This window comes from Pseudomonas sp. TAE6080, assembly GCF_018732265.1.
GTDB lineage: Bacteria > Pseudomonadota > Gammaproteobacteria > Pseudomonadales > Pseudomonadaceae > Aquipseudomonas > Aquipseudomonas brenneri.
Genome location: NZ_JAHIDY010000017.1, coordinates 1 through 26,210 on the forward strand (window position 1 = coordinate 1; position 26,210 = coordinate 26,210).

At 61.2% G+C, this 26,210-nt stretch carries 22 protein-coding genes; 12 read left to right on the plus strand and 10 right to left on the minus strand.

What is annotated here, in order from left to right; genetic code table 11:
• Positions 1–251 precede the first annotated feature (251 nt).
• The 8 genes from KL786_RS14380 to yccS all read left to right on the plus strand — a co-directional run bounded on the left by KL786_RS14380 (position 252) and on the right by yccS (position 11,693).
• A complete protein-coding gene (locus tag KL786_RS14380) occupies positions 252–947 on the plus strand; it encodes an RraA family protein (protein ID WP_032858688.1) in 696 nt (231 codons plus the stop codon).
• A gap of 147 nt (positions 948–1,094) precedes the next feature.
• On the plus strand, positions 1,095–2,537 hold the full coding sequence (locus KL786_RS14385; RefSeq protein WP_215518034.1) for a TldD/PmbA family protein: 1,443 nt from the start codon (positions 1,095–1,097) through the stop codon (positions 2,535–2,537).
• A complete protein-coding gene (locus KL786_RS14390; RefSeq protein WP_215518035.1) occupies positions 2,537–3,853 on the plus strand; it encodes a TldD/PmbA family protein in 1,317 nt (438 codons plus the stop codon). Before KL786_RS14385 ends, KL786_RS14390 begins: the two co-directional genes overlap by 1 nt.
• 272 nt (positions 3,854–4,125) lie before the next feature.
• Positions 4,126–5,016, plus strand: coding sequence for an alpha/beta fold hydrolase (locus KL786_RS14395; RefSeq protein ID WP_215518036.1), 891 nt, complete (start codon positions 4,126–4,128; stop codon positions 5,014–5,016).
• 35 nt (positions 5,017–5,051) lie between these two features.
• Entirely contained in the window at positions 5,052–6,479 is a 1,428-nt protein-coding gene (gene mdtD, locus KL786_RS14400) for a multidrug transporter subunit MdtD (RefSeq protein WP_215518037.1), read from the plus strand.
• Positions 6,480–6,610: 131 nt separating this feature from the next.
• Complete coding sequence (gene dbpA, locus KL786_RS14405) at positions 6,611–7,948, plus strand: ATP-dependent RNA helicase DbpA (RefSeq protein ID WP_229689197.1); 1,338 nt, start codon at positions 6,611–6,613, stop codon at positions 7,946–7,948.
• Positions 7,949–8,110: 162 nt separating this feature from the next.
• The gene (locus KL786_RS14410; RefSeq protein ID WP_215518038.1) at positions 8,111–9,289 is read left to right on the plus strand and encodes a BaiN/RdsA family NAD(P)/FAD-dependent oxidoreductase; all 1,179 of its coding nucleotides are present in this window, start codon (positions 8,111–8,113) and stop codon (positions 9,287–9,289) included.
• A gap of 220 nt (positions 9,290–9,509) precedes the next feature.
• Complete coding sequence (yccS, locus tag KL786_RS14415; protein ID WP_215518039.1) at positions 9,510–11,693, plus strand: YccS family putative transporter; 2,184 nt, start codon at positions 9,510–9,512, stop codon at positions 11,691–11,693.
• 14 nt (positions 11,694–11,707) lie between these two features.
• Here the strand turns inward: yccS and KL786_RS14420 are convergent, their stop codons facing one another.
• Positions 11,708–12,445 carry a substrate-binding periplasmic protein gene (locus KL786_RS14420; protein WP_215518040.1) on the minus strand — a complete coding sequence of 246 codons (738 nt, stop codon included), beginning with the start codon at positions 12,443–12,445 and terminating at the stop codon, positions 11,708–11,710.
• Between the two features lie 256 nt (positions 12,446–12,701).
• Here KL786_RS14420 and KL786_RS14425 point away from each other — a divergent pair, with 256 nt between their 5' ends.
• Positions 12,702–13,154: a GNAT family N-acetyltransferase gene (locus KL786_RS14425; RefSeq protein WP_215518041.1), complete on the plus strand. Its 453-nt coding sequence runs from the start codon at positions 12,702–12,704 to the stop codon at positions 13,152–13,154.
• A 32-nt stretch (positions 13,155–13,186) separates the two neighbouring features.
• Here KL786_RS14425 and KL786_RS14430 read toward each other — a convergent pair whose 3' ends face one another.
• Genes KL786_RS14430 through KL786_RS14440 form a run of 3 tightly spaced genes read right to left on the minus strand, consistent with a single transcriptional unit; the run spans position 13,187 to position 16,164 of the window.
• A complete protein-coding gene (locus KL786_RS14430) occupies positions 13,187–13,483 on the minus strand; it encodes a winged helix-turn-helix domain-containing protein (RefSeq protein ID WP_215518042.1) in 297 nt (98 codons plus the stop codon).
• Between the two features lie 17 nt (positions 13,484–13,500).
• Positions 13,501–14,001, minus strand: coding sequence for a M48 metallopeptidase family protein (locus KL786_RS14435; RefSeq protein WP_032858710.1), 501 nt, complete (start codon positions 13,999–14,001; stop codon positions 13,501–13,503).
• 42 nt (positions 14,002–14,043) lie between these two features.
• Complete coding sequence (locus tag KL786_RS14440) at positions 14,044–16,164, minus strand: putative bifunctional diguanylate cyclase/phosphodiesterase (RefSeq protein ID WP_215518043.1); 2,121 nt, start codon at positions 16,162–16,164, stop codon at positions 14,044–14,046.
• 318 nt (positions 16,165–16,482) lie between these two features.
• Between KL786_RS14440 and KL786_RS14445 the strand changes: the two genes are divergently transcribed.
• Positions 16,483–17,148 carry a polysaccharide lyase family 7 protein gene (locus tag KL786_RS14445; protein ID WP_215518044.1) on the plus strand — a complete coding sequence of 222 codons (666 nt, stop codon included), beginning with the start codon at positions 16,483–16,485 and terminating at the stop codon, positions 17,146–17,148.
• Positions 17,149–17,278: 130 nt separating this feature from the next.
• Positions 17,279–18,508 carry an alanine racemase gene (gene alr, locus KL786_RS14450; RefSeq protein ID WP_065942724.1) on the plus strand — a complete coding sequence of 410 codons (1,230 nt, stop codon included), beginning with the start codon at positions 17,279–17,281 and terminating at the stop codon, positions 18,506–18,508.
• A gap of 180 nt (positions 18,509–18,688) precedes the next feature.
• Here alr and fba read toward each other — a convergent pair whose 3' ends face one another.
• From fba to tkt, 6 genes are all read right to left on the minus strand, one after another.
• Positions 18,689–19,753: a class II fructose-bisphosphate aldolase gene (fba, locus tag KL786_RS14455; RefSeq protein ID WP_029297347.1), complete on the minus strand. Its 1,065-nt coding sequence runs from the start codon at positions 19,751–19,753 to the stop codon at positions 18,689–18,691.
• A gap of 162 nt (positions 19,754–19,915) precedes the next feature.
• Complete coding sequence (locus KL786_RS14460) at positions 19,916–20,251, minus strand: MliC family protein (protein WP_215518045.1); 336 nt, start codon at positions 20,249–20,251, stop codon at positions 19,916–19,918.
• A 60-nt stretch (positions 20,252–20,311) separates the two neighbouring features.
• The gene (locus KL786_RS14465) at positions 20,312–20,533 is read right to left on the minus strand and encodes a hypothetical protein (RefSeq protein ID WP_032858717.1); all 222 of its coding nucleotides are present in this window, start codon (positions 20,531–20,533) and stop codon (positions 20,312–20,314) included.
• A 29-nt stretch (positions 20,534–20,562) separates the two neighbouring features.
• A complete protein-coding gene (locus tag KL786_RS14470) occupies positions 20,563–21,726 on the minus strand; it encodes a phosphoglycerate kinase (RefSeq protein ID WP_029297354.1) in 1,164 nt (387 codons plus the stop codon).
• A 17-nt stretch (positions 21,727–21,743) separates the two neighbouring features.
• A complete protein-coding gene (gene epd / locus KL786_RS14475) occupies positions 21,744–22,799 on the minus strand; it encodes an erythrose-4-phosphate dehydrogenase (protein WP_215518046.1) in 1,056 nt (351 codons plus the stop codon).
• Positions 22,800–22,941: 142 nt separating this feature from the next.
• Positions 22,942–24,939, minus strand: a complete 1,998-nt coding sequence (tkt, locus tag KL786_RS14480) for a transketolase (protein ID WP_215518047.1) — start codon at positions 24,937–24,939, stop codon at positions 22,942–22,944.
• Positions 24,940–25,197: 258 nt separating this feature from the next.
• On the opposite strand from tkt, the gene KL786_RS14485 reads away from it, so the two are divergent.
• Entirely contained in the window at positions 25,198–26,193 is a 996-nt protein-coding gene (locus KL786_RS14485; RefSeq protein WP_215518048.1) for an ArsR/SmtB family transcription factor, read from the plus strand.
• Positions 26,194–26,210 lie beyond the last annotated feature (17 nt).

Here is a 26,210-nt window from a genome sequence, read left to right on the forward strand (position 1 = left end):
TGAACACCCCAAGAAATTGGATTGGTGTCCAACTTCTTGGGGGCAGTCCATTTGAATGTGTTCACAAATCAAAATGTGGGAGCGGGCTTGCCCGCGATGAGGCCCGTCCAGCCTACACACACCTTCCCAGACTCTTCCTACACCGCCTCACCCTTGATCCCACCCCCCGCGCCGGCCTAATCTAGTCCCTCGCGCAAACGTTTCACCTCCCTACCGACACGCCGGCTTTTGCCTGGCCACGAGGCTTTCTCATGTTTGATGTCGTTTCTTCGAGCAAATGGCCTACCGGCTTCCTGATCAATCCAAACGTTGAACCGCTGGACCCAAAATGGCTGAAGGAATTCAGCAAGATCCCGGCCGCGGCCGTCAGCGACTGCCTGGGCCGTAACGTCGGCGGCCTGGGCCTCAAGGCGTTCCACGGCAATGCGCCGATGCTCGGCAGCGCGCTGACCGTGCGTGTGCGCCCCGGTGACAACCTGATGATCCTCAAGGCCATGCAAATGGCCCGCCCGGGCGATGTGCTGGTGATCGACGGCAGCGCCGACCTGACACGCGCGGTGTTCGGCGGCATCATGCGCGCCATGGCCCTCAAGGCCGGCATTGTCGGCGTGGTGATCAACGGCGCCCTGCGCGACCTCGACGAATGGCAGACCGGTGAACTGCCGGCCTACGCCATCGGCGGCGTGCACCGTGGCCCGAGTACGGACGGCGGCGGTGAGATCAACGTGCCGATCTCGTGTGCTGGCATGCTGGTCGCGCCTGGCGACTTGATGATCGGCGATGGCGACGGCGTGGTTGCCGCATCCCGTAGCGAACTGCCGGAACTGCTGGTGCGCTGCCACGACCTGCTGGCGCGCGAGCAGGCTACACTGGCGGCTATCGAAGCCGGCACCCTGGACCCTGATCGTTTTGACGCGATCCTGCGCGCCAAGGGTTGCCCGGTCTAACCCTGTAGGAGCGAGCTTGCTCGCGAAAAACCCAAGAGCGCGGCATTTATCCAGAATGCCCGCGCCATCGTTCGCGACCTTCGCGAGCAAGCTCGCTCCTACAGCGATGAGGGCCTCCGGGCCACCGCTGCCCACAAGGAAGGCCCCATGTTCGACGCCCACCCGCAACTCAAAAAACATTTCGCCGCCCTGCGCACCTACGCCGAGTTCTTCTCGCTGCGTTACGTGCGCGAGTCTGGCCAGTACCTGTCGGTGCGCAAGAACGTCGCCGAGCCGCCGCACCTGAGTCGCGACGAAGGTGCCATGCTCACCGTGCGCCTCAACGGTGTCGAGGCCTACGCCGCCACCCACGACATTTCCCTGCCCGGCCTGCAAGCCGCCCTTGAGCGCGCTGAGCAACAAGCCCGGCGGATCAAGCCCCACGCACTGCTCGACCTGCGCGACCAGCCAGTGTCCAGCGACATCGCCGATTACCTGTCGCCAAACCTCGACCAACCTTTTGCATCCCTGAGCGACTGCTACCAATTGCTCGGTGCCGAGTCAGCCGCCGTGCCCAAGGACGAGCGCCTGGTGAACTGGGAAGTCAGCCTGGGCACCACCCTGGTCGAGCAGATCTACCTCAACAGTGCCGGCGCCGAGTTGCGCCAGGCCCAGCGTTTTGTGTTCCCCGGCGTCAATGTCACGGCCTACGACGGCAACGACAGCCAGACCCGCACCCTGGGTGGCACCAACTTTGGCCAGCAAGGCGGCGCGGACGTGATCAGCCGCTTCGGCCTGGTCGGCGCCGCGCCACGGATTGCCGATCAGGCGCTGCAACTATTGCTGGCGCCCAATACCCCCACCGGCCCGCGCGACCTGCTGCTGATGCCCGACCAGATGATCCTGCAGATCCACGAGTCCATCGGCCACCCGCTGGAGCTGGACCGGATCCTCGGTGACGAGCGCAATTACGCCGGCACCAGCTTCGTCAAGGCCAGCGACTTCGGTCACCTGCAATACGGCTCAAACCTGCTGAACGTGACCTTCGACCCGGACATTCCCGAACAACTGGCCAGCTATGGCCATGACGATGACGGCACTGCCGCCAGCAAGCAGTTCCTGATCCGTGAAGGCCTGCTGCTCAAGCCATTGGGCGGTGCGCTGTCGCAATACCGTTCAGGCATGGGCGGCGTTGCCAACAGTCGCGCCTGCAGTTGGAACCGCGCGCCGATCGACCGTATGGCCAACCTCAATATCGAGGCTGGCGACCAGAGCCTGGCGCAACTGATCGGCGGCATCGAGCACGGTATCTTGATGTCGACCAACCGTTCCTGGTCCATTGACGATGCGCGCAACAAGTTCCAGTTCGGCTGCGAATGGGGCCAGTTGATCGAAAATGGCGAACTCAAGGGCGTGGTGAAAAACCCCAACTACCGGGCGATTTCCGCGCAGTTCTGGCGCAAGCTCAGTGCCGTGGGCGATGCCAGTACTTTCCAGGTGCTGGGTACGCCGAACTGCGGCAAGGGCGAGCCCAACCAGGTGATCCGCGTTGGCCATGCGTCGCCGGCGTGTGTGTTCAATGATGTGGATGTGTTTGGGGGAGATGCCTGATGCAGGCTTTCAAGGATCTGGTGGAGTGGCTCAAGCAGGCCATCACCGACGGGGAACAGTTTCATCTGGGCTATGCGGCGGAGTCTTCCGAGTTCGTGCGCTTGAACCATGCCCGGGTGCGGCAGGCCGGGCAGGTGCAACAAGCCAGCGTGAACCTCAAGCTGATTCATGACGGGCGCCACGCCGACCTCGGTATCACCTTGGCCGGGGCGCCGGAGCTGGATCGCCAGCGCCTGGCCGAGGGCCTGCAACAACTGCGTGAAACCTTGCCATTGCTGCCGCAGGATCCTTATCTGCTGCTCAACCACAACGCCTGGAAAAGCCAGAATGAACAGGCCCGGCCACTGCCGGACCTGGATCAGGTCCTGGCCGAAATCAGCCAGGCCGCCCAAGGTGTGGACCTGGTAGGTTTCTATGCCGCCGGGCCGATCAGCCGTGGATTCGCCAGTTCGTCCGGGGCTTTTGGCTGGCATCAGGCCAATAGTTTCAACTTCGATTTCAGCCTGTTCCATGCCAATGGCGAAGCGGTAAAAGCCAGCTACGCCGGGGATGCCTGGGACAGCACGGCGTTTGCCCAGCGCTTCCAGCAAGCCCGCGAGCAGCTTGAGTATCTGGGCCGGCCATTGCACACCTTGGCGCCCGGCCAGTACCGCGCCTACCTGGCACCAGCGGCCCTGGAAGAAATTGTCAGCATGCTCGCCTGGGGTGGTTTCTCCGCCCAGGCCATCGCCAGCAAAGGCAGCCCGTTGCAGCGTTTGTATGCCGGTGATCAGGCCCTGAACCCACTGGTGAGCATGGCGGAACAGGTCAGCGCATCGTTGAGCCCGGCATTCTCGCGCGACGGCTACCCGCGCAGCGATGTGACCCTGATCAGCGCCGGCCATGCCGAAGGGCGCCTGGTCAACTCGCGCAGCGCTGCCGAATATGGCTTGAGCACCAACGGTGCCGACGGCGACGAGTCTCCCAGTGCCTTTGAAATGGCCGCAGGCGACCTGGCCCAGGCCGATATCCTCAAGCAATTGGGCACCGGCCTGTATATCAGCAACCTGTGGTACCTGAACTACTCCGACCAGCCGGCGGCGCGCCTGACCGGCATGACCCGCTTCGCCACGTTCTGGGTAGAGGACGGTGAGATCAAGGCGCCGGTCAGCACCATGCGTTTTGATGACAGTGTGTATCACCTGCTGGGTTCGCAGTTGGAAGCGCTGACCGCCGAACGCGAGTTGCTGCTGTCGGCCAGTACCTATAGCGAGCGCAGTACCTCATCCAACTTGTTGCCGGGCGCGCTGGTAAAACGGTTGACCCTGACGTTGTAGGTGCGGGGCGTTCTCCGGGTGGCGCTGCGACGTGCCGCGTTCGATCAGGATGCCCGCGTTATCGTTCGCGATTTTCGCGAGCAAGCTCGCTCCTACAGGGGAACTCCCTGTGTGTTGATGAACCTTCCTTTACAACAGCCCGCTGGTTGCGGGGCTGTTGTCGCCTGCCGAAAACCTCGATATAAACGTTAGTGGCATCCCGCCACTCTTAATCCATTTGTTCGCAAATGATGCATGACCTCGCCCGGGATAGGGCGAGCCGGAGCGTTGACATGTACCAAGGAAGTTTTGTCATTGAAAAGTTGTTCAAGCACTACAACGTTCACGTAGAGCAACTGGGCAACGATCCACAACGCAAGACCGTACTGCTGGTCAACGGCGCGCTGTCCACCACCCGCTCATTCGCCCGCACTAGCAAATGCCTGGCCGAGCATTTCAATGTGTTGATGTTCGATCTACCGTTCTCTGGCTATTCACGCCCCCACAACACCGATCTGGACCTGGTGACCAAGGACGACGAAGTCGAAATCCTGCGGGCGCTGGTGGAGCGCTTTGAGGTCAACCATCTGGTGTCGGCCTCCTGGGGCGGCATCTCGACCCTGCTGACCCTGGCGCGCAACCCGCCCTCCATCGAAAGCTCGGTAGTGATGGCCCTGGCGCCCAATCTCAACCAGGCGATGCTCGAATACGTGGAGCGCGTGCGAGTGCTGATCGAGGCCGATGACAAGTCCGCCGTCGGCCACCTGCTTAACGAAACCGTCGGCAAGTTCCTCTCCAGCCGGCTCAAGCGCAATAACCATCGGCACCTGTCGACCATGGCCACCACCGAGTACCGCCAGGCGCGCTTTCATATTCATCAGGTGCTGGCGCTGGGCGATGGCAACTACCTGCCGCAATTGCGCCAGATCGAAAGCCCTGTGCACTTTCTCAACGGCACGCTGGACGAATATACGCCGGCCGATGAAGCCCAACTGTTCAAGCAATATGTGGGGCGCAGCAGCTTTGCCACGGCCGAGCACACCGGCCATCTGCTCGACCTGGAGTCCCGCGAGGCGGCGTTTGCAGTGCATCGGGCGCTGATTGATTTCCTGGTGGGCAAAGATGTAGCAGTGTCAGATATAGACGAACCGCCAGTGGGAAAACCGCTTATTGATGGCGCATAATCGGCAACACATAGCCTGCTAATAAAAGGGTTCTCATGCCGAATCGTGTCGTGCTCGATGCCAAGACCGCCCGCTGGTTGCCCTGGGTGGTAGCGATTGCCTTCTTCATGCAGTCACTCGACGGGACGATTCTCAACACGGCTTTGCCCGCCATGGCCGAGGACCTGGCGGAGAACCCTTTGCGCATGCAAGGCGTGATCATCGCCTACATGCTGACCGTGGCCTTGCTGATCCCGGCCTCGGGCTGGATCGCCGACCGTTTCGGCACCAAGAAAATTTTCTTCGGCGCGATCATGCTGTTCAGCATCGGTTCGCTGCTGTGCGCCTTGTCCAGCAGCCTGAGCATGCTGATCGGCGCGCGGGTGATCCAGGGCCTGGGCGGCGCGCTGATGCTACCGGTGGGAAGGCTGGTGGTGCTGCGCGCCTACCCGCGTTCGGAGCTGGTGCGGATCATGGGCTTCATCACCATTCCCGGCCTGCTCGGCCCTTTGCTCGGCCCGACCATGGGCGGCTGGATGGTGCAGTACCTGACCTGGCACTGGATCTTTTTGATCAACCTGCCGGTGGGCATGATCGGCTGCTACGCCGTATGGAAATTCATTCCCGACCTGCGCGGCAGCGAGCGCACACGCTTCGACAGCCTGGGCTTTTTGCTGTTTGGCGCGGCGATGGTGCTGATCACCATTGCCATGGAAGGCTTGGGCGAGTTGCACCTGCCACACTTGCGCGTGATGTTGCTGCTGTTCGGCGGCATGGCATGCCTGGCGGCCTACTGGCTGCGCGCCGGGCATATCGAGAACCCGCTGTTCTCGCCGGTGCTGTTCAAGACCCGGACCTTTGCCGTGGGCATTCTCGGCAACCTGTTCGCGCGCCTGGGCAGCGGTGCGCTGCCATTCCTTGTGCCGCTGCTGTTGCAGATCGCCCTGGGGTACTCGCCATCCCAGGCCGGCATGAGCATGCTGCCCCTGGCGGCGGCAGCCATGGTCGCCAAGTCGGTTGCCCGGCCGCTGATCGAACGCCTGGGCTATCGCATTGTGCTGACCGGTAACACGTTGGCGCTGGGCCTGATGCTGGCGAGCATGGGCCTGGTCAGCGAACAGACGCCCTACCCGCTGCTGCTGGCGATGCTCGCAGTGCTGGGGGCGATCAACTCCCTGCAATTTACCGCGATGAACACCGTGACCCTGATCGACCTCGACGACGCCCAGGCCAGCAGCGGCAACAGTTTGCTGTCGGTGGTGGCGCAACTGTCCCTGAGCCTGGGGGTGGCCTGCGCCGGCGCCCTGCTGGGTGGGTTCACCGCCGAAGCCGGCAACGATGGGGTCAGTACCGTGCTCGGGGCGTTCCAGTTGACCTTCCTCACCGTGGGCATCATGGCGATGCTGGCGGCGGCGATCTTCCTGCAATTGTCGCCAAAAGACGGCAAACGGGTGGTCAGCCGCGAGCACGACATCGAGCATTAAGCGGCGTCTCGTCTAGAACTTGCAGGGAAATTCCCACGAGGCTGGTACACTGCGCGACATTTTGTTTTTGCAGAGCCAGTCCCGTGACCACCATCGCCACCGCTTTTAATACTTTGCCGCTCTCCGCCGCCATGCTGGCTAACCTCGACTCGCTGGGTTATGTCGAGATGACGCAGATCCAGGCGCAAAGCTTGCCGGTGATCCTCAAGGGGCTGGACCTGATCGCCCAGGCCAAGACCGGCAGCGGCAAGACCGCGGCCTTCGGCATCGGCCTGTTGAACCCAATCAACCCGCGCTACTTCGGTTGCCAGGCCCTGGTGATGTGCCCGACCCGCGAGCTGGCGGACCAGGTGGCCAAGGAAATCCGCCGCCTGGCCCGTGCCGAAGACAATATCAAGGTGCTGACCCTGTGCGGTGGCGTGTCCCTCGGCCCGCAGATCGCCTCCCTGGAACACGGCGCACACATCATCGTCGGCACCCCGGGCCGCATCCAGCAACACCTGCGCAAGGGTTCGCTGGTGCTGGACGGCCTGAACACGCTGATCCTCGACGAAGCCGACCGCATGCTCGACATGGGTTTCTACGACGCCATCGAAGACATCATCAGCAAGACCCCGGCCCGTCGCCAGACCCTGCTGTTCTCGGCCACCTACCCGGTGAGCATCAAGCAACTGGCCTCCAAATTCATGCGCGCGCCGCAGCAGGTCAAGGCCGAAGCGTTCCACTCCGACGAGCAGATCGAGCAGCGGTTCTACGAAATCTCCCCGGACGAGCGCATGGACGCGGTGACCAAAGTGCTGTCGCACTTCCGTCCGGCCTCCTGCGTGGCCTTCTGCTTTACCAAGCAGCAAGTGCAGGAAACCGTGGATCACCTGACCTCCAAGGGCATTTCCGCGGTCGGCCTGCATGGCGACCTGGAGCAGCGTGACCGTGACCAGGTGCTGGCGATGTTCGCCAACCGCAGCACATCGGTGTTGGTTGCCACCGACGTCGCCGCCCGCGGCCTGGACATTGATGCACTGGACATGGTGATCAACGTCGAACTGGCCCGCGACTCGGAAATCCACATTCACCGCGTCGGCCGTACAGGGCGTGCCGGTGAGACCGGGATCGCCGTCAGCCTGGTAGCACCGTCCGAAGCGCACCGCGCCCAGGCCATCGAGTTGCTGCAAAAGGCCCCGTTGAACTGGGACCAACTGAGCAACCTCAAATCCCAGGGCGGCGCGCCGCTGCTGCCGGTGATGAGCACCCTGTGCATTGCTGCCGGTCGTAAAGACAAGGTTCGCCCCGGCGATATCCTGGGTGCACTGACCGGCGAAGCCGGGATCCCGGGCGCCCAGGTCGGCAAGATTGCGATCTTTGATTTCCAGGCCTATGTGGCCGTGGAGCGTGGCGTCGCCAAGCAGGCGCTGCAGCGCTTGAATGACGGCAAGATCAAGGGTCGTTCGTTGCGTGTGCGCATCCTGTAAGAACACCGCATAAGCACTGTGCAAACCCAATCAATGTGGGAGCTGGCTTGCCTGCGATAGCATCAACCCGGCCTGCCTGTCAGACCGAGTCGGCTGCATCGCAGGCAAGCCAGCTCCCACATTTGATTGCATTTCAGATCAAGTTTTTGTGAGGACACCGTTTTGCGCTCGACCGAAGTTGTGATCATTGGCGCTGGCGCCGCAGGCTTGATGTGTGCACTGACTGCCGCCGGGCGTGGGCGCAAGGTGATGCTGATCGACCATGCGAACAAGGCCGGCAAGAAGATCCTGATGTCGGGCGGTGGCCGCTGCAATTTCACCAACATGTACACCGAGCCAGCCAACTTCCTGTCGCATAACACGCACTTCTGCAAATCCGCCCTGGCCCGCTACACCCAATGGGATTTCATCGGGCTGGTGGCCAAGCACGGCGTGCCGTACCACGAGAAAAAACTCGGCCAGTTGTTCTGCGATAACAAATCCAGCGACATCCTCGGCATGCTGCTCGACGAGTGCATCCAGACCGGCGTGAGCCTGCACCTGGACACCTCGATCCAGGAGATCGCCAGGCTCGACAGCGGCTACCAGTTGCAGACCACGCTGGGCGAGCTGCGCTGTGAATCCCTGGTGATCGCCACCGGCGGGCTGTCGATTCCGACACTGGGCGCCACCGGTTTTGGTTACCAGGTGGCCAAGCAGTTCGGCCATGAACTGCTGCCGACCCGCGCGGGCCTGGTGCCGTTTACCATCACCGATCAGCTCAAGGACTTGTGCGGCGAGTTGTCCGGCACCTCGGTCGATTGCCTGGTGAGCTGCAACGACCAGAGCTTTCGCGAGAACATTCTGTTTACCCATCGCGGCCTGAGCGGGCCGGCAATCTTGCAGATTTCGTCTTACTGGGAACCCGGCGACACCGTTGAGATCAACCTGTTGCCCGACCACGATGCCCACGCCTGGCTGCAACAGCAGCAGGCCGAACGCCCCAACAGCGAACTCAAGACCCTGCTCGGCGAGATCTTCACCAAGAAGATGGCCAACCTGCTGGCCGAGACGTGGTTTGTGTCCAAGCCGATGAAGCAGTACACCCACGCCGAACTGGCGGACATCGCCAGCAAGCTGGGCAGTTGGCAGTTGGTCCCGGCCGGTACCGAAGGCTACCGCACCGCCGAAGTCACCCTGGGCGGGGTGGACACGCGGGAAGTGTCGTCCAAGACCATGGAGTCGCTGAAAAGCCCCGGCCTGTACTTTATCGGCGAAGTGCTGGACGTGACCGGGCACCTGGGCGGGTTCAACTTCCAATGGGCCTGGGCTTCGGGTTATGCGGCGGCGCAATACGCCTGAACTGCAATGCGATCACCTGTGGGAGCGGGCTTGCTCGCGAATGCGGTGTACCAGTCAACTGATCCGGCGGCTGGCACACCGCATTCGCGAGCAAGCCCGCTCCCACATTTTGCTTGGGGTGTGCCAAAACATTTTTTGCTTATGAATGTGATCGCCGCGCTTGCCCTGACGTCATTACTGGCTCAATTTAGCGGCATCGTCCCGGAAGACCCCAGACTTCATGTCCTCGACCTCGTTCAAGCAGTCAATGCGGCGCCTTTGGGCACTGGATAAGTTCAGTTACAGCGTACGGGTGTTTATCGCCCTCACCGGCAGCATGGCGTTGTGCTGGTATCAGGATGAGATGTCGCTGCTGATCCCGCTGTTCCTGGGGATTATCGCCAGCGCCCTGGCCGAGACCGATGACAGCTGGCAAGGCCGCCTCAACGCCCTGGCGGTGACGCTGGTATGTTTCAGCGTGGCGGCGCTATCAGTGGAGTTGCTGTTTCCCTACCCGTGGATCTTTGCCATCGCCATCGCCCTGGCGAGTTTCTGCCTGACCATGCTCGGCGCCCTGGGCGAGCGCTATGGGGCGATCGCCTCGGCCACCTTGATTCTGTCGGTCTACACCATGATCGGTGTGGACCAGCGCGGCGGCGCCGTCACCGACTTCTGGCACGAGCCCTTGCTGCTGGTGGCCGGTGCCGCCTGGTATGGCGCGCTGTCGGTGCTGTGGCAGGCGCTGTTTTCCAACCAGCCGGTGCAGCAGAGCCTGGCCCGGCTGTTTCGCGAACTGGGGCGTTACCTCAAGCTCAAGTCTTCGCTGTTCGAACCCATTCGCCAGTTGGATGTGGAAGCACGGCGCCTGGAACTGGCCCAGCAAAATGGCCGGGTGGTGGCGGCGCTCAATGCGGCCAAGGAAATCATCCTGCACCGCGTCGGTAACGGCCGGCCGGGCTCCAAGGTCAGCCGCTACCTCAAGCTGTACTTCCTGGCCCAGGACATCCACGAACGCGCCAGCTCCTCCCACTACCCCTACAACGCCCTGGCTGAAGCCTTCTTCCACAGCGATGTGCTGTTCCGCTGCCAACGCCTGTTGCGCCAGCAAGGCAAGGCCTGCCAGACCCTCGCCGAATCGATCCAGTTGCGTCAGCCGTTTGTCTATGACGCCAGCTTCGCCGAGGCCCTGGGCGATCTGAATGCGTCCCTGGAACACCTACGCATCCAGAGCAACCCGGCCTGGCGCGGCCTGTTGCGTTCGCTGCGCGCGCTGGCGGCCAACCTGTCGACCCTCGACCGCCTGCTCAGTGATGCCAGCAACCCCGACAGCCTGGCCGATGCCACCGACAGCAGCCTGCTGGACCGTTCACCGCGCAACCTCAAGGAAATGTGGACGCGCCTGCGCACTCAACTGACGCCGACGTCGTTGCTGTTCCGCCACGCCCTGCGCCTGCCCCTGGCACTGAGTGTCGGCTACGGCATGGTGCATTTGATCCACCCGTCCCAGGGCTACTGGATCATCCTCACCACCCTGTTCGTCTGCCAGCCCAACTATGGCGCCACGCGGCGCAAGCTCGGCCAACGGATCGTCGGCACGGCCATCGGCCTGACGGTGGCCTGGGCGCTGTTCGATCTGTTCCCAAGCCCCCTGGTGCAATCGATGTTCGCCATCGCTGCGGGGCTGGTGTTCTTTATCAACCGCACCACCCGCTACACCCTGGCGACCGCTGCCATTACCCTGATGGTGCTGTTCTGCTTCAACCAGGTGGGCGATGGCTACGGGCTATTCCTGCCGCGCCTGTTCGATACCTTGCTCGGCAGCCTGATCGCCGGACTGGCGGTGTTCCTGTTCCTGCCGGACTGGCAAGGCCGGCGCCTGAACAAAGTGCTGGCCAACACCCTGACCTGCAACAGCATCTACCTGCGCCAAATCATGCAGCAATATGCCGCCGGCAAGAGCGACGACCTGGCCTACCGCCTGGCCCGGCGCAATGCGCACAACGCCGACGCCGCGCTGTCCACCACCCTGGCCAACATGCTGATGGAGCCGGGGCATTTCCGTAAGGAGGCCGACGTGGGCTTCCGCTTCCTGGTGTTGTCCCACACCTTGCTCAGCTACCTGTCAGGGCTCGGTGCGCACCGCGACACCCAATTGCCGGCCGATGTGCGCGAGCACCTGATCGAAGGCGCGGGCAAAACCCTCGCCACAAGCATCGACGAAATCGCCACGGGGCTGGCGAACAAACAGCCGATTGCGGTGCAGAGCGATGCCGAGGAAGCCCTGGCGCTGGAGTTGGAGCAGATGCCGGATGAGATCGATGAGGCGCAAAGGCTGGTGCAGACGCAGTTGGCGTTGATCTGCCGGCAGTTGGGGCCGTTGCGCACATTGGCGGCGCATTTGATCAAGGAAACCAGTGCGGCTTAGGGCCCTAAAGACCACTACATCCCATGCTGTTTCAGCAACCGCGCATAACTGCCATCCGCCTTCATCTTGCTGATCTCCCGATCAAACCCGGCAACAATCTGCTTATGCTTGGGGTTTTTCAGGCTGACCAGAATGTGCAGGCTGTTTTCACTCAACGGCTTGGGCAAAAACTCCACCGCATTACGCACCCTGGAGGACTCCCGCGCCAGGTTGTAGCGGGCGACATATTCATCCTCGACCGTCAGCCGCACCCGCTTGGCCGCCAACATGCGCACGGCCATGGCGAAGTTATGCACCGGGACTTTTTGCAGTTTTGGATCAGCATCGAAATCCGCCGAATAGGCGTAGCCGCGCACTACGGCGATGGGATAGTCATGCAGTTGCTGCAAGTTCTGGTACTCAATGGGATCGTCGCGACGCTTGATAAAACGCAAGCGATTGAGCAAGTACTCGGCGGAAAACTGCCCCAACTGCGTACGCGCCTCGTCATACCAGGCATTGACCAGTACGTCATAACGCCCGTCCCCCACCCCCATCAACGCCCGTGCCCACGGCACCTGTTCAAAATCACTGGCATAGCCGGCACGCGCCAGGGCGGTACTGACGATATCGGTGGCCAGGCCGCCATTGATCAGGGTGGCATCGGTAAACGGCGGCCACGCATCCGCCACCAGGCGCAAACGTTCCGCCGCCACCGTGGGGGCCAGCAACAGCAACACGATCAAAGCAACGGCACGAGACAATCGCAGCATGCTTAATGTCCTTGCACAGCGGGCAGTTCCTTGCGGGCGATGACGCCTGGCGGGAGTATGTCCAGGTTCTGACTGTAGCCTATCGCTCGCGCAGTACAGCAGATTACACAAAGAACCCAGCCGCGAAAGCACTCAATGATGGCAAATTGACGCCACTCACAAAAAAGGTCGTTTTCAGGGTGTTTGTGTCGCCGCCCGAGACAGTCGCCGGTCATGGCATTACTATCCAAGTCAGGTCTTTATGCGAGATGGAACGATGACAGTCGATTGGGTTTGCAAGCACCACAATGATCTGGGCAAGGAACAGCTCTACGCCATTTTACGCCTGCGGGCGGAGGTTTTTGTGGTGGAGCAGAAATGCGTCTACCAGGACATCGACGGCCAGGATCTGGAGGGCGACACCCACCACCTGATGGGCTGGAAGGATGACCAACTGGTTGCCTACCTGCGCCTGCTCGACCCGGAGCTGCATGGCGGTGACGTGGTTATCGGCCGCGTGCTCGTGGCCGGGGTTGCACGGGGCACCGGCCTGGGCCACCAGATGCTGGAGGAAACCCTCAAGCAGATCGACGATAACTGGCCGCAGACGCCGATCTTTCTCTCAGCACAGGCGCATTTGCAGGGGTACTACACAAGATACGGGTTCAAGGTCGAGGGTGAGGTCTATCTTGAGGACGACATTCCACATATTGGTATGCGGCGCGCCTGAGGGCCCCATCGCGGGCAAGCCCCCAAAAAAGCTCAGGGATAGCCCAGCACCTGCTTGACCTGCACCAGGTGGCGCTCGATCCAGCCCCGGTCAATCGCCCCCCAGTCGCGAATCCGATAGCGCCCGGCATGATTTCGGGCGCCGTCTTCCTGTTCGAATTCACAGACAATATCCAGGTCCGCCAACGCCGCGATGGTGTCCTGGGCCGTGCGCCGGGGCATGCCAGTGGCCTCGGTCAGCGCCGGGACGCTGCTGGCCAGTTGGCTGTCGATCAGATACGCCACATACAGGCGGCGGTAGAAGCTGCTTTTGGTCTTGCTCACATCCATGATCAGTCGCCTTGTGATTAGGACTTGCCCTGCAAGTCCCGATAGGTCAGGTACACCCGCAGGTCAAACTCCACCTGGTGGTAGCCGGGCAGCATGTATTCGCAGAGTTTGTAGAACGCCTTGTTGTGATCCGATTCCTTGAAGTGCGCCAACTCGTGGACGACGATCATTTTCAGGAACTCAGGCGCGGCCTCCTTGAACAACGCAGCGATGCGAATCTCTTTCTTGGACTTGAGGTTGCCACCCTGCACCCGGGAGATCGTGGTGTGCAGGCCCAGGGCGCGGTGGGTCAGGTCCAGGCGGTTGTCGAACAGCACCTTGTCGATGGCCGGCGCGTTGCGCAGGTGTTCCTGCTTCAAGGCCAGGGCGTAGCTGTACAGCGCCTTGTCGCTTTGCACCGCATGGCGCTCGGGGTAACGCTGGTTCAAGTAGTGGCCCAACTGATCCTTGGCGATCAATTGGCGCACTTGCTCTTGCAGGGCGGCGGGATAGGCCTGGAGGTATTTCAGCGCAGTCATGGGTTCGAACGGCAGGGGCTTGAGGCCGTCAGTGTAGCGAATTCAGCAAGGGCCTGCGCGTAGCGCAAACGGCTGCGGCCACTGGGAAATATCCTCGGCCATCAGCGGCAGGGCGACCAAAGGCCCCTGAATGAATTGGCAACCATTGGCCTGCAGCCAGTGGCATTGCTCAAGGGTTTCCACCCCTTCGGCGATCACCAGCAACCCGAAGTGCCCGCACAACTCGATAATACTGCGGGCTAGCGCCGCCTCCCGTGGCGAGTCGAGCACGCGGGTGACCAGGCCGGGATCGAGCTTGAGCGTATCGAACTCCAGGTCGCGCAAATGCGCCAGGGAGCAGGTGCCCGAGCCGAAGTCATCCAGGGCTATGCGCACTCCCAGGCGCCGCAGCTGCTTGAGCTGCTTGGTGGATTCTTCAATATTGTGCATCAGGCTTTGTTCAGCAATTTCCACTTCCAGTTGCCGCCCGTGCAACCCATGTCGCTCCAGTGCCTGCTGCAGCTGAGTCACCAGGTTGGGCATATTGAACTGGCTGCTGCTCAGGCTCACGCTCAGCACCCAGTCGTCGCTCATGACCTGCGCCCAGGCCTGGCGTTGCTGCGCCACTTGCTGATAGATCCAACTGCTGAGCTGACTGATCAGGCGTGCCTCTTCCAGCAAGGGCAGGAACAGCCCCGGCGGTACATCGCCGACACTCGGGTGCTGCCAACGCAACAAGGCCTCGACACCGCGCAAGTGCCCATCCACCAGGGACACCTGGGGCTGGTACACCAACGTGACCTGCTTCTTGGCGATGGCCTCGCGCACACTGCTTTCAAGCATCAGGCGCGAGCGGGCACGGCCGTTCATTTCCTGATCGTAATAACGATATTGCTGACGCCCTGCCCGCTTGGCTTCGTACATAGCGATATCGGCGGCACGCAACAGGCCGCTCAGGTCGCGGCCGCAATCGGGGAAGATGGCAATGCCGATACTGACCCCCAGCATCACCTCCAGGCCGTCCACTTGCTGGCAGATCGACACCCGCTCGATCAACTGTTCAGCGAGCTTCGCGGCCTGTTCCGGGTATTCCAATTCCAGCAACGCGACGAACTCATCGCCCCCCAGGCGGCCGAGAATGTCACAACTGCGCAGGCATAGCTCCAACTGCTCAGAGACCCAGCGCAGTACCCGGTCGCCGGCATCGTGCCCCACCGAATCATTGACCCGCTTGAAGCCGTCCAGGTCCATGTACAGCAACACCGTGGCATGCTCGCTGCGCTCGTTGCGCAACAGGGCCGTCTCTACGGTCTGGTAGAAGCCCCGGCGATTGAGCAAGCCGGTGAGCGGGTCGGTGACCGCCTGGAACTCCAACTGCTGATGCAGGTGCCGCACTTGCGACATGTCCTGCACGGTCACCACCATGGCCTTCTGCTCCTGGGGCAACGGTGCACAGGACATCGCCACCGGCAGTTGCTGCCCGGGGGCGGTACGCAGGATCGCATCATGCAGGCGCCAGGTTTCGCCACGGCGGTAACCGGCGTACAGCTCGCTGCCAAACCAGTCAGGCATATGGGGCTTCTGCAAAAAGCCAAGAAACGCCTGGCCTTGCAGCTCGTCCACCGTGGCATTGAGCAGTCGCGAAATGGCCGGGTTGGCGTAGCTGATCACCCCGTCTTCGGCCACCACCAGGATGCCCTCGGCGGCGTTGTCGAGTACCGAGGCATTAAAGGCCCGGGCCAGTTCCAGGTCATGGCTCAAACGCTGCAAGGCGCGCCGATTGCGCTGATGCTCCAGCAAGGCCTGGACCTTGGGCTTGAGGATCTGCGGGTCGAACGGTTTGAACAGGTAGTCGATGGCGCCGCTGGCATAGCCTTCTAGCACGGCGGCGGGCGATTGTTCGTTGGCACTCAAGAAAATAATCGGCGTCATGCGGGTGCGCTGGCTGCCGCGCATCAACCGCGCTACTTCGAAGCCGTCCATGCCCGGCATCCTGACATCCAGCAGTACCAGGTCGACGTCACGTTCGAGCAGCAACCCCAAGGCTTCCTCACCGGAGGCCGCCGTCACCACCAGCCAGTCCTCGCGCTGCAGTAGTGCACGCATGCTGATCAGGTTTTCCGGGTAGTCATCGACCACCAGGAGCACTGAACAGCCGTCGGACGGGGTTGGAGCGCATTCCATGCTGCTTCTCTTCCTTGAGGATTCATTCCGGTCATTTTTGAGACAAAACCGGACAAACAATGTGGAGTCACTCTAGCCCTGGATCCCCTAAAGCAGAAGGCGCGACAGGGCCATCATTGCGCCAAAGGCTGGGCAACCGACTAACGGTAAGCACCTGCAGCCCACGTAGTACGGGAAGCATGGCTTTTTGACAGTCCATTGACGCCAATAAACCGCCTTAAAATTATTAACAAACGATGACCAGCCGCTTATAAATAACGCGCTAATCCGCGGGCCAAGGCCTTTTGACCCCTCTTTCGTACAGTAAAGGCGCACTCAATGATTGATCTGTCCACCTGGAACCTGAGCATCCCTGTTGGCTCCCCGCCAGCCACCATCGACACCCCCAGACTGCTCAGCGGTTTCAACGGCAAATACTTCCAGGCCGAAGGCAGCAGCGTGCAATTCTGGACCCCCGTCACCGGCACCCGTACCGAAAACGCCATCTACCCGCGCAGCGAACTGCGCGAAACCTATGCCGATGGCCGGCTACGCAACTGGACCTACCCCGAAGCCGACAACTACCTGCGCGCCACCCTGGCAATCAACCAGGTGCCGTCCTCGGGCAAGATCGTGATCGGTCAGATTCACGCCTATGACAGCCAGAAACCACTGATCAAGGTCGAATACCAGTTCAAGGAAAAAACCCAGACCGGCAACATCGTCGCCAAGGTGCGCATGCGCCCGGATGACAGCGACGGCCGGGTAATTATCGTGGCCGAGAATGTGCCTCTGGAGAAAAACTTCACCTACGTTATCCACCTGAACAAGGCTGGCCTGTTGAGCGTCGAAGCAGCCAGCGGGCAATGGAACGAACGCATCGGTGCCGCCTGGGGCAAAAAGCCGCTGTACTTCAAGGCCGGGGTGTATGTGCAAGACAACAGTGGCGACAGTCAGGAAGGCGGCAAAGTGACATTTGCCAAGCTGGATATCGATCACAACTGACAGTCTGATCATTCCCACGACGCTTTAGGACAGAACCGCGACCCAGGGTCTCGACTTTCTTGTAGGACAATTCGAGTATGACGCCGCGCACGCGTAATGCTGCCCTATAAGAAAGTCATGGAGACTCACAATGCCCTTCACTCGCACCCTACTCGCCCTGTCCATGGGTATGGTCATGCTGCAAAACCCGGCCTTCGCCGCCCCGCCGTTGTCGATGACCGACGGCGTGGCCCAGGTCAACATCCAGGACAGCAACGCCTGGGTCGAGATCAGCAAAGCCGCTTTCGAACACAACATCCGCACCCTGCAAGCCAGCCTCGCCGACAAGTCGAAAATCTGCGCCGTACTCAAGGCTGACGCCTACGGCCACGGTATCGGCCTGCTGATGCCATCGGTCATCAAGCTGGGCGTGCCTTGCGTAGGTGTGGCCAGCAATGAAGAAGCACGCGTGGTACGTGAAAGCGGCTTCAAGGGCCAACTGATCCGTGTACGCACCGCCGCGTTGAGCGAGCTGGAAGCCGCGCTGCCGTACAACATGGAAGAGCTGGTGGGCAACCTCGACTTCGCCGTGCGCGCCAGCCTGATCGCCGAGCATCATGGCCGCCCGCTGGTGGTGCACCTGGGCCTGAACTCCAGCGGCATGAGCCGTAACGGCGTGGAAATGACCACCGCCCAGGGCCGGCGCGATGCGGTCGCCATCACCAAAGTACCGAACCTGGAAGTGAAGGCAATCATGACCCACTTCGCCGTCGAAGACGCCGCCGACGTACGCGCCGGCCTCAAGGCCTTCAACGAACAGGCCAACTGGCTGATCAACGTGGCCCAACTGGACCGCAGCAAAATCACCCTGCACGCCGCCAACTCCTTCGCCACCCTGGAAGTGCCCGAGTCGCGCCTGGACATGGTGCGCCCTGGCGGCCTGCTGTTCGGCGACACCGTGCCGTCGTTTACCGAGTACAAGCGCGTGATGCAGTTCAAGTCCCACGTGGCCTCGGTCAACAGCTACCCCAAGGGCAACACCGTCGGCTACGACCGCACCTACACCCTGGCGCGGGACTCGAAACTGGCGAACATCACCGTGGGCTATTCCGATGGTTATCGTCGAGCGTTCACCAACAAAGGCATCGTGCTGATCAATGGGCATCGGGTGCCGGTGGTGGGCAAAGTGTCGATGAACACCTTGATGGTCGACGTCACCGATGTGCCGACCGTGAAGAGCGGCGATGAAGTGGTGTTGTTTGGCAAGCAGGGGAATGTGCAGACGAGCCAGGCCGAGGTAGAGGATATCAATGGGGCGTTGTTGGCCGATCTCTACACAGTCTGGGGCAACTCGAACCCCAAAGTGCTGGTTGATCAATAAGCACCACAAATCAAATGTGGGAGCGGGCTTGCTCGCGATTGCGGTGGGTCAGCCAATACATGTGCTGACTGACACACCGCAATCGCGAGCAAGCCCGCTCCCACATTAGTTTTCAGCGTTTGGAATATAACCTGCCATAAAAAACCCGCATCACTGCGGGTTTTTTATGAGTGCCTGGACTTAGTTGACCTTGGCGTTCAACTCACCTTTCAAATACCGCTGGTACATCGCTTCCAACGACACAGGCTTGATCTTCGAAGCATTGCCGGCAGTGCCGAACGCTTCGTAACGCGCGATACACACATCACGCATCGCCGTAACAGTGGCGCCGAAGAATTTACGCGGGTCGAACTCGCTCGGGTTGGTGGCCATCAGGCGGCGCATTGCACCGGTGGAGGCCAGGCGCAGGTCGGTGTCGATGTTGACCTTGCGCACGCCGTGCTTGATGCCTTCGACGATTTCTTCAACCGGGACGCCGTAGGTTTCTTTGATGTCGCCGCCGTACTGGTTGATGATCGCCAGCCACTCTTGCGGTACCGAGGAAGATCCGTGCATCACCAGGTGGGTGTTGGGGATGCGCTTGTGGATTTCCTTGATGCGGTCGATCGCCAGCACGTCGCCGGTAGGTGGCTTGGTGAACTTGTAGGCGCCGTGGCTGGTACCGATGGCGATGGCCAGGGCATCGACCTGGGTACGCTTGACAAAGTCAGCGGCTTCTTCCGGGTCGGTCAGCATCTGGCTGTGATCCAGCACGCCTTCGGCGCCGATGCCGTCTTCTTCACCGGCCATGCCGGTTTCCAACGAACCCAGGCAGCCCAGCTCGCCTTCTACCGAAACACCACAGGCGTGAGCCAGGGCCACGGTTTGTTGGGTGACGCGCACGTTGTAGTCGTAGTCGGTCGGCGTCTTGCCGTCTTCGCCCAGGGAGCCGTCCATCATCACCGAGCTGAAGCCCAGTTGGATGGAGCGCTGGCACACGTCAGGGCTGGTGCCGTGGTCCTGGTGCATGCACACCGGGATGTGCGGGAACTCTTCGATCGCAGCCAGGATCAGGTGACGCAGGAACGGTGCACCAGCGTATTTGCGGGCACCAGCCGAAGCCTGGACGATCACTGGGGAGTCGGTCTTGTCAGCGGCTTCCATGATGGCGCGCATCTGCTCAAGGTTGTTGACGTTAAAGGCTGGAACGCCGTAGCCGAACTCGGCTGCGTGGTCCAGCATTTGACGCATGCTGATAAGTGCCATTGTGTCTCTCTCCCGGTCGAGGGTCGTTAATCGTGCAAGCCTGCCGTAGCGGCGGCTGCTATTCAAGTTATTGCAGATCAAGGGGTTGGGCCTTGGCCTGCTGAATCGTTATTGCAGGGTGCGGTTGGAACCGCTCCTACATGAGATCTTCAGTGTTCTGTATTACTGGGCCTTGCAGCCCCGGCCGATCAAATCGTCAGTGGCGACCCAGTAAACCAGGCCTTCCTCACCTTTTGTGTGAAACGCCAACTGGTCATTGCTATACAGCGTGCCGGAAGCCGCCACCTCTTGCTTGAGGCGATACACCTGGTCGGAGCCGCCAAGGCGTACATCCACCTGGTTGTGGTCCGCACCGACAAACCGCCAGTTCACCTGGGCCTGGCTGTCACACACCCAGGTGGTCCATGTCTCTGGCTGTGGCTCTGCCTTGTTGAACATGTTCAGGTTGGCACAACCGGCCAATAGAGCCAGTGCTGCCAGGGCGATAACGCCTTTCATTGCCAATCCTCGAACGGCGGCCAGGGGCCGCCACTGCTGTCGGTTAGTGAATCAGACCCATCAAGGGCAACCCTGTTCCTTACCTTTGGGCGGGGAGTCGTACTTCTCCAGCCTGTCAGGTCCTATGCGCTTGTTGATCACCGGCATGGTCTCGGCCTGCCAGTCGGACTGGTAGCAACCCTTGTCCGGCGCAGCACCTTGTGTCTCGGGCGCCGCCTTGGGCGCACTGCCGCAGCCGGCCAACAGGCCTGCGGCAATCACCAGCGCGAATGGCTTGATCATGGGAATGCTCCTTTTCCAGACCCTGGGTCTCAGCCCTTGGCTCGACTTTCCAGCACTTCAACAGCTGGCAGGACCTTGCCTTCGACAAACTCAAGGAACGCGCCACCACCGGTAGAAATGTAGGAGATCTGCTCAGCTACGCCATATTTATCGATGGCCGCCAGGGTGTCGCCACCGCCGGCAATCGAGAATGCCGAGCTTTCGGCAATCGCCTTGGCCAGCACTTTGGTGCCATTGCCGAACTGGTCGAACTCAAACACGCCGACCGGGCCGTTCCACAGAATGGTCTGGGAGGCTTTCAGCAGTTCAGCGAAGTTCGCGGCAGTTTGCGGGCCGATATCCAGGATCATGTCGTCAGCCGCCACGTCTGCGATCAGCTTGACGGTGGCTTCGGCGCTTTCGGCGAATTCCTTGGCCACCACCACATCCACTGGCAGTGGCACGCTGACCTTGGCGGCGATGGCACGGGCGGTGTCCAGCAGATCCGGCTCGTACAGGGACTTGCCTACCGGATGGCCAGCAGCCGCCAGGAAGGTGTTGGCAATGCCGCCGCCAACGATCAACTGGTTGCAGATCTGGCTCAGGCTGTTAAGCACGTCCAGCTTGGTCGACACCTTGGAGCCGGCCACGATGGCGGCCATTGGCTGGGCCGGTGCGCCCAGGGCCTTGCCCAGTGCATCCAACTCGGCAGCCAGTAACGGGCCAGCAGCGGCAACCTTGGCGAACTTGGCCACGCCATGGGTCGAACCCTCGGCGCGGTGCGCGGTGCCAAAAGCGTCCATCACGAACACGTCGCACAGCGCAGCATATTGCTGAGCCAGTTCGTCGCTGTTCTTTTTCTCGCCCTTGTTGAAGCGTACATTTTCGAACAGTACGATGTCGCCGGCCTTGACCTCGACGCCGCCCAGGTAGTCAGCCACCAGCGGTACTTCGCGGCCCAGGGCCTTGCTCAGGTAGTCGGCTACCGGCTTGAGGCTGTTTTCGGCGGAGAACTCACCTTCGGTCGGACGACCCAGGTGGGAGCAGACCATTACAGCCGCGCCTTTTTCCAGGGCCAGCTTGATGGTCGGCAGCGAGGCCAGGATTCGCGCATCGCTGGTGACAACACCGTCCTTGACTGGGACGTTGAGGTCTTCGCGGATCAGTACGCGCTTACCTTGCAGATCGAGGTCGGTCATCTTCAACACGGTCATGGGTCGCAGTTCCTGAATTACTGTTGAGGTTGTTGAGTGGCGATGTGCAGATAGTGCTCTGCTACGTCGAGCATGCGGTTGGCAAAGCCCCATTCGTTGTCGAACCAGGCCAGGATGTTCACCAGCCTGGGGCCGGAAACGCGGGTCTGGCTGGCATCGACAATCGCCGAATGCGGGTCATGGTTGAAATCACAACTGGCGTGCGGCAGTTCGGTGTAGGCCAACAGACCTTTGAGCGGGCCGCTGGTGGCGGCCTCGCGCAGGATCCGGTTGACCTCGCCAGCGTCGGTATCACTGACGGTCTGCATCGTGATATCCAGGCACGACACGTTCACCGTCGGCACGCGCACTGCTTTGGCCTGGATTCGCCCGGCAAGTTCCGGCAGCAGGCGTTCGATACCGCGGGCCAGGCCGGTGGACACCGGAATCACCGACTGAAACGCCGAACGGGTGCGGCGCAAGTCTTCATGGTGATAGGCGTCGATCACCGGCTGATCGTTCATTGCCGAGTGAATGGTGGTGATCGACACATATTCCAGGCCAATCGCCTGGTCCAGCAGGCGCAACAACGGCACACCGCAGTTGGTGGTGCAGGAGGCGTTGGACACCAGCAACTCATCACCGCTCAGGCAGTCCTGGTTGACGCCGTAGACGATGGTGGCGTCAACATCCGCCTCACTGGCCATCGGCTGGGAAAACAGCACGCGCGGTGCGCCAGCATCGAGGAAACGCTGGCCATCGGCACGGGTGTGATAGACACCGGAGCATTCCAGCACCAGATCGACGCCCAATGCTTTCCAGTCGATGCCTTCGGGGGTAGCACTGCGCAAGACCTTCACGCAGCTGCCATTGATATGCAGACAATCGCCGTCGACCCGCACTTCGCCGGGGAACCGGCCGTGGGTGGAGTCAAAGCGTGTCAGGTATTCGATGCTGGCCATGTCGGCCAGATCGTTGATCGCAACAATTTCAAACCCGGCCGCCGCCCCTCGCTCGAACAGAGCACGCAAGACGCAACGACCAATGCGGCCGTAGCCGTTGAGTGCAACTTTGTAGGGACGCGGTTGAGGCATGGGGTTCTCGATTACCTTGGGTGATGCGGTGAATGTACCGCCGCCTTCGCGAGCAAGCCCGCTCCCACAGTTGAAATGCATTCCAAATGTGGGAGCGGGCTTGCTCGCGAAGGCGTCAGTACAACCACCCCAATCTACAGCCTTAGTCTTCCAGCAGCTCTTCAGCCTGACCCAGGATGTTTTCCAGGGTGAAACCGAACTCTTCGAACAACGCTGGCGCCGGCGCCGACTCACCGTAGGTGGTCATGCCGATCACGCGGCCTTCCAGGCCCACGTACTTGTACCAGTAGTCGGCGTGAGCCGCTTCGATGGCGATACGCGCGCTGACCTGCAACGGCAGGACCGATTGCTTGTAGTCGGCGTCCTGGGCTTCGAACACGCTGGTGCACGGCATGGACACAACGCGCACGTTACGGCCTTGGGCAGTCAGTTTGTCGTAAGCCTGAACGGTCAGGCCCACTTCGGAACCGGTGGAGATCAGGATCAGCTCCGGCTCGCCGATGCAGTCCTTGAGCACGTAGCCGCCACGGCTGATAGCGGCGATCTGCGCGTCGGTACGCACCTGATGCTGCAGGTTCTGACGGGAGAAGATCAGCGCCGAAGGGCCATCCTTGCGCTCAATGGCGTGCTTCCAGGCCACGGCCGACTCGACCGCGTCCGATGGGCGCCAGCAATCCAGGTTCGGCGTGGTACGCAGGCTGGTCAGTTGCTCGACCGGCTGGTGCGTCGGGCCGTCTTCGCCCAGACCGATGGAGTCGTGGGTGTAGACATGGATCACACGCTTCTTCATCAGCGCAGCCATACGCACTGCGTTGCGCGCATATTCCATGAACATCAGGAAGGTCGCGCCGTAAGGCACCAGGCCGCCGTGCAGGGAAACGCCGTTCATGATGGCGCTCATGCCGAACTCGCGCACGCCGTAGTACATGTAGTTGCCGCTGGCGTCTTCAGCCGAGACACCCTTGCAACCTTTCCACAGGGTCAGGTTGGAACCGGCCAGGTCAGCCGAACCGCCAAACAGTTCAGGCAACAGCGGGCCGTAGGCATTCAGGGCATTCTGGCTGGCTTTGCGGCTGGCAATGGTTTCGCCTTTGGCGGCCACTTCGGCGATGTACTCGTCGGCCTTGGCCGAGAAGTCCAGCGGCAGGTCACCGTTGAGGCGGCTCTTGAGCTCAATGGCCAATGCCGGGAATTCAGCGGCGTAGGCTTCAAAGCGCTGGTCCCACTCGGCTTCCGCAGCGCGGCCGGCTTCCTTGGCGTCCCACTCGGCGTAGATATCAGCCGGGATTTCGAACGGGCCATGGTTCCACTTCAGCGCTTCGCGGGTCAGGGCGATTTCCGCGTCACCCAGTGGGGCGCCGTGGCAGTCTTCCTTGCCTTGCTTGTTCGGCGAACCGAAGCCGATGGTGGTCTTGCAGCAGATCAGGGTCGGCTGCTCGCTCTTGCGCGCGGTGTCGATGGCGGTCTTGATCTCTTCCGGATCGTGGCCGTCGACGTTGCGGATCACCTGCCAGTTGTAGGCTTCGAAACGCTTTGGCGTGTCGTCGGTGAACCAGCCTTCGACTTCGCCGTCGATGGAAATGCCGTTGTCATCGTAGAAAGCGATCAGCTTGCCCAGGCCCAGGGTGCCGGCCAGGGAGCTGACTTCGTGGGAAATGCCTTCCATCATGCAGCCATCACCCAGGAACACGTAGGTGTGATGATCGACAACGTTATGGCCAGGACGGTTGAACTGCGCCGCCAGGACTTTTTCTGCCAGGGCAAAACCCACGGCATTGGCCAGGCCTTGGCCCAGGGGACCGGTGGTGGTCTCGACGCCTGGGGTATAGCCGAATTCCGGGTGGCCCGGGGTGCGGCTGTGCAACTGACGGAAGCTCTTGAGGTCGTCGATGGTGACGTCATAGCCCGTCAGGTGCAGCAGCGAGTAGATCAACATCGAACCATGACCGTTGGACAGCACAAAGCGGTCACGGTCGGCGAACGATGGATTGCTCGGGTTGTGTTTCAGGTAGTCACGCCAAAGTACCTCGGCGATATCCGCCATGCCCATCGGGGCACCGGGATGGCCGCTGTTGGCTTTTTGCACGGCATCCATGCTGAGGGCACGAATGGCGTTGGCACGCTCACGACGGCTGGGCATCGCTGATCTCCTGGGGTTTGTAAAAGAAACGGAAAAAAGGATCGGCATTTTCCCTCAGCCAAGGCCTCAGGGGCAATGACAGATACCGACTTATGTAGGTTTTTCCTGTGGTTTGGACTGCATTGACGGCAAGAACACTTCCCGCCGTTCGTCTAAAGGTTATAGCGCCTGCTTATAACCACCGATTATCGACCAATATCAAAACTTTTTGATATTGGCCTTGCGAGGATTTCACCTCATCACTAGACTGCTGGCCTTATGAACTTACCTGCGCCTTCCATTCGCCCCGACGACTGCGATGAGCTGGCGGCCCTGTGCAAGGCCGGCGGTGATCCGCTGCGCCTGAATGTACTGCGCGCCCTGGCCAACGACTCGTTTGGCGTGCTGGAACTGGCGCGGATCTTTGCCATTGGCCAATCCGGCATGAGCCATCACTTGAAAGTGCTGGCCCAGGCCGATCTGGTGGCTACGCGCCGTGAAGGCAATGCGATTTTTTATCGTCGCGCCCTGCCCCACACCGATTTGCTGGGTGGCAAGCTGCACGCCGCGCTGCTGGAAGAGGTGGATAACCTGGCACTGCCGGCTGATGTGCAGTCGCGCATCGCCCAGGTCCACGGGCAACGCGCCGCCGCCAGCCAGGACTTTTTCTCACGGGTGGCGGACAAGTTTCGCGCCCAGCAGGACCTGATTGCCGGGTTGGCGCAATACCGCGAAAGCGTGTTGGCGCTGCTCGACAAACTGGGCTTCGACGCAGGCGCCACGGCGCTGGAAGTCGGCCCGGGCGACGGTGGGTTCCTGCCCGAGCTGGCACGGCGCTTTCACCAGGTCACGGCGCTGGACAACAGCCCGGCCATGCTGGAACTGGCACGCCAGCTCTGCGAGCGCGAACACTTGGGCAACGTCAGCCTGCGATTGGCCGATGCCTTGGATGATGTAGGGCTGCAAGCCGATTGCGTGGTGCTGAACATGGTCCTGCACCATTTCGCTGCCCCGGCCGAGGCCCTCAAGCAAATGGCCGGTTTGCTGCAACCGGGCGGCAGCCTGTTGGTCACCGATTTATGCAGCCACAACCAGAGTTGGGCCAGGGAGGCCTGCGGTGATCTATGGTTGGGGTTTGAACAGGACGATCTGGCCCGTTGGGCCACCGCTGCGGGACTCGTTCCCGGGGAAAGCCTCTATGTAGGCTTACGTAATGGTTTCCAGATTCAGGTCCGCCACTTTCAGCGGCCATCTGGCGACACTCACCATCGGTAAATATCAGGAAAACATCG

Excerpts from the sequence above, each read along its gene's own strand:
- mdtD (WP_215518037.1), top strand. The coding sequence starts at position 5,052 with ATGCCGAATCGTGTCGTGCTCGATGCCAAGACCGCCCGCTGGTTGCCC.
- epd (WP_215518046.1), bottom strand. The coding sequence starts at position 22,799 with ATGCCTCAACCGCGTCCCTACAAAGTTGCACTCAACGGCTACGGCCGC.
- KL786_RS14445 (WP_215518044.1), top strand. The coding sequence starts at position 16,483 with ATGATTGATCTGTCCACCTGGAACCTGAGCATCCCTGTTGGCTCCCCG.
- KL786_RS14435 (WP_032858710.1), bottom strand. The coding sequence starts at position 14,001 with ATGACTGCGCTGAAATACCTCCAGGCCTATCCCGCCGCCCTGCAAGAG.
- fba (WP_029297347.1), bottom strand. The coding sequence starts at position 19,753 with ATGGCACTTATCAGCATGCGTCAAATGCTGGACCACGCAGCCGAGTTC.
- KL786_RS14430 (WP_215518042.1), bottom strand. The coding sequence starts at position 13,483 with ATGGATGTGAGCAAGACCAAAAGCAGCTTCTACCGCCGCCTGTATGTG.
- KL786_RS14380 (WP_032858688.1), top strand. The coding sequence starts at position 252 with ATGTTTGATGTCGTTTCTTCGAGCAAATGGCCTACCGGCTTCCTGATC.
- KL786_RS14440 (WP_215518043.1), bottom strand. The coding sequence starts at position 16,164 with ATGGAATGCGCTCCAACCCCGTCCGACGGCTGTTCAGTGCTCCTGGTG.
- dbpA (WP_229689197.1), top strand. The coding sequence starts at position 6,611 with ATGCTGGCTAACCTCGACTCGCTGGGTTATGTCGAGATGACGCAGATC.
- KL786_RS14390 (WP_215518035.1), top strand. The coding sequence starts at position 2,537 with ATGCAGGCTTTCAAGGATCTGGTGGAGTGGCTCAAGCAGGCCATCACC.
- KL786_RS14425 (WP_215518041.1), top strand. The coding sequence starts at position 12,702 with ATGACAGTCGATTGGGTTTGCAAGCACCACAATGATCTGGGCAAGGAA.
- alr (WP_065942724.1), top strand. The coding sequence starts at position 17,279 with ATGCCCTTCACTCGCACCCTACTCGCCCTGTCCATGGGTATGGTCATG.
- tkt (WP_215518047.1), bottom strand. The coding sequence starts at position 24,939 with ATGCCCAGCCGTCGTGAGCGTGCCAACGCCATTCGTGCCCTCAGCATG.
- KL786_RS14395 (WP_215518036.1), top strand. The coding sequence starts at position 4,126 with ATGTACCAAGGAAGTTTTGTCATTGAAAAGTTGTTCAAGCACTACAAC.
- KL786_RS14420 (WP_215518040.1), bottom strand. The coding sequence starts at position 12,445 with ATGCTGCGATTGTCTCGTGCCGTTGCTTTGATCGTGTTGCTGTTGCTG.
- KL786_RS14485 (WP_215518048.1), top strand. The coding sequence starts at position 25,198 with ATGAACTTACCTGCGCCTTCCATTCGCCCCGACGACTGCGATGAGCTG.
- yccS (WP_215518039.1), top strand. The coding sequence starts at position 9,510 with ATGTCCTCGACCTCGTTCAAGCAGTCAATGCGGCGCCTTTGGGCACTG.
- KL786_RS14460 (WP_215518045.1), bottom strand. The coding sequence starts at position 20,251 with ATGAAAGGCGTTATCGCCCTGGCAGCACTGGCTCTATTGGCCGGTTGT.
- KL786_RS14470 (WP_029297354.1), bottom strand. The coding sequence starts at position 21,726 with ATGACCGTGTTGAAGATGACCGACCTCGATCTGCAAGGTAAGCGCGTA.
- KL786_RS14385 (WP_215518034.1), top strand. The coding sequence starts at position 1,095 with ATGTTCGACGCCCACCCGCAACTCAAAAAACATTTCGCCGCCCTGCGC.
- KL786_RS14465 (WP_032858717.1), bottom strand. The coding sequence starts at position 20,533 with ATGATCAAGCCATTCGCGCTGGTGATTGCCGCAGGCCTGTTGGCCGGC.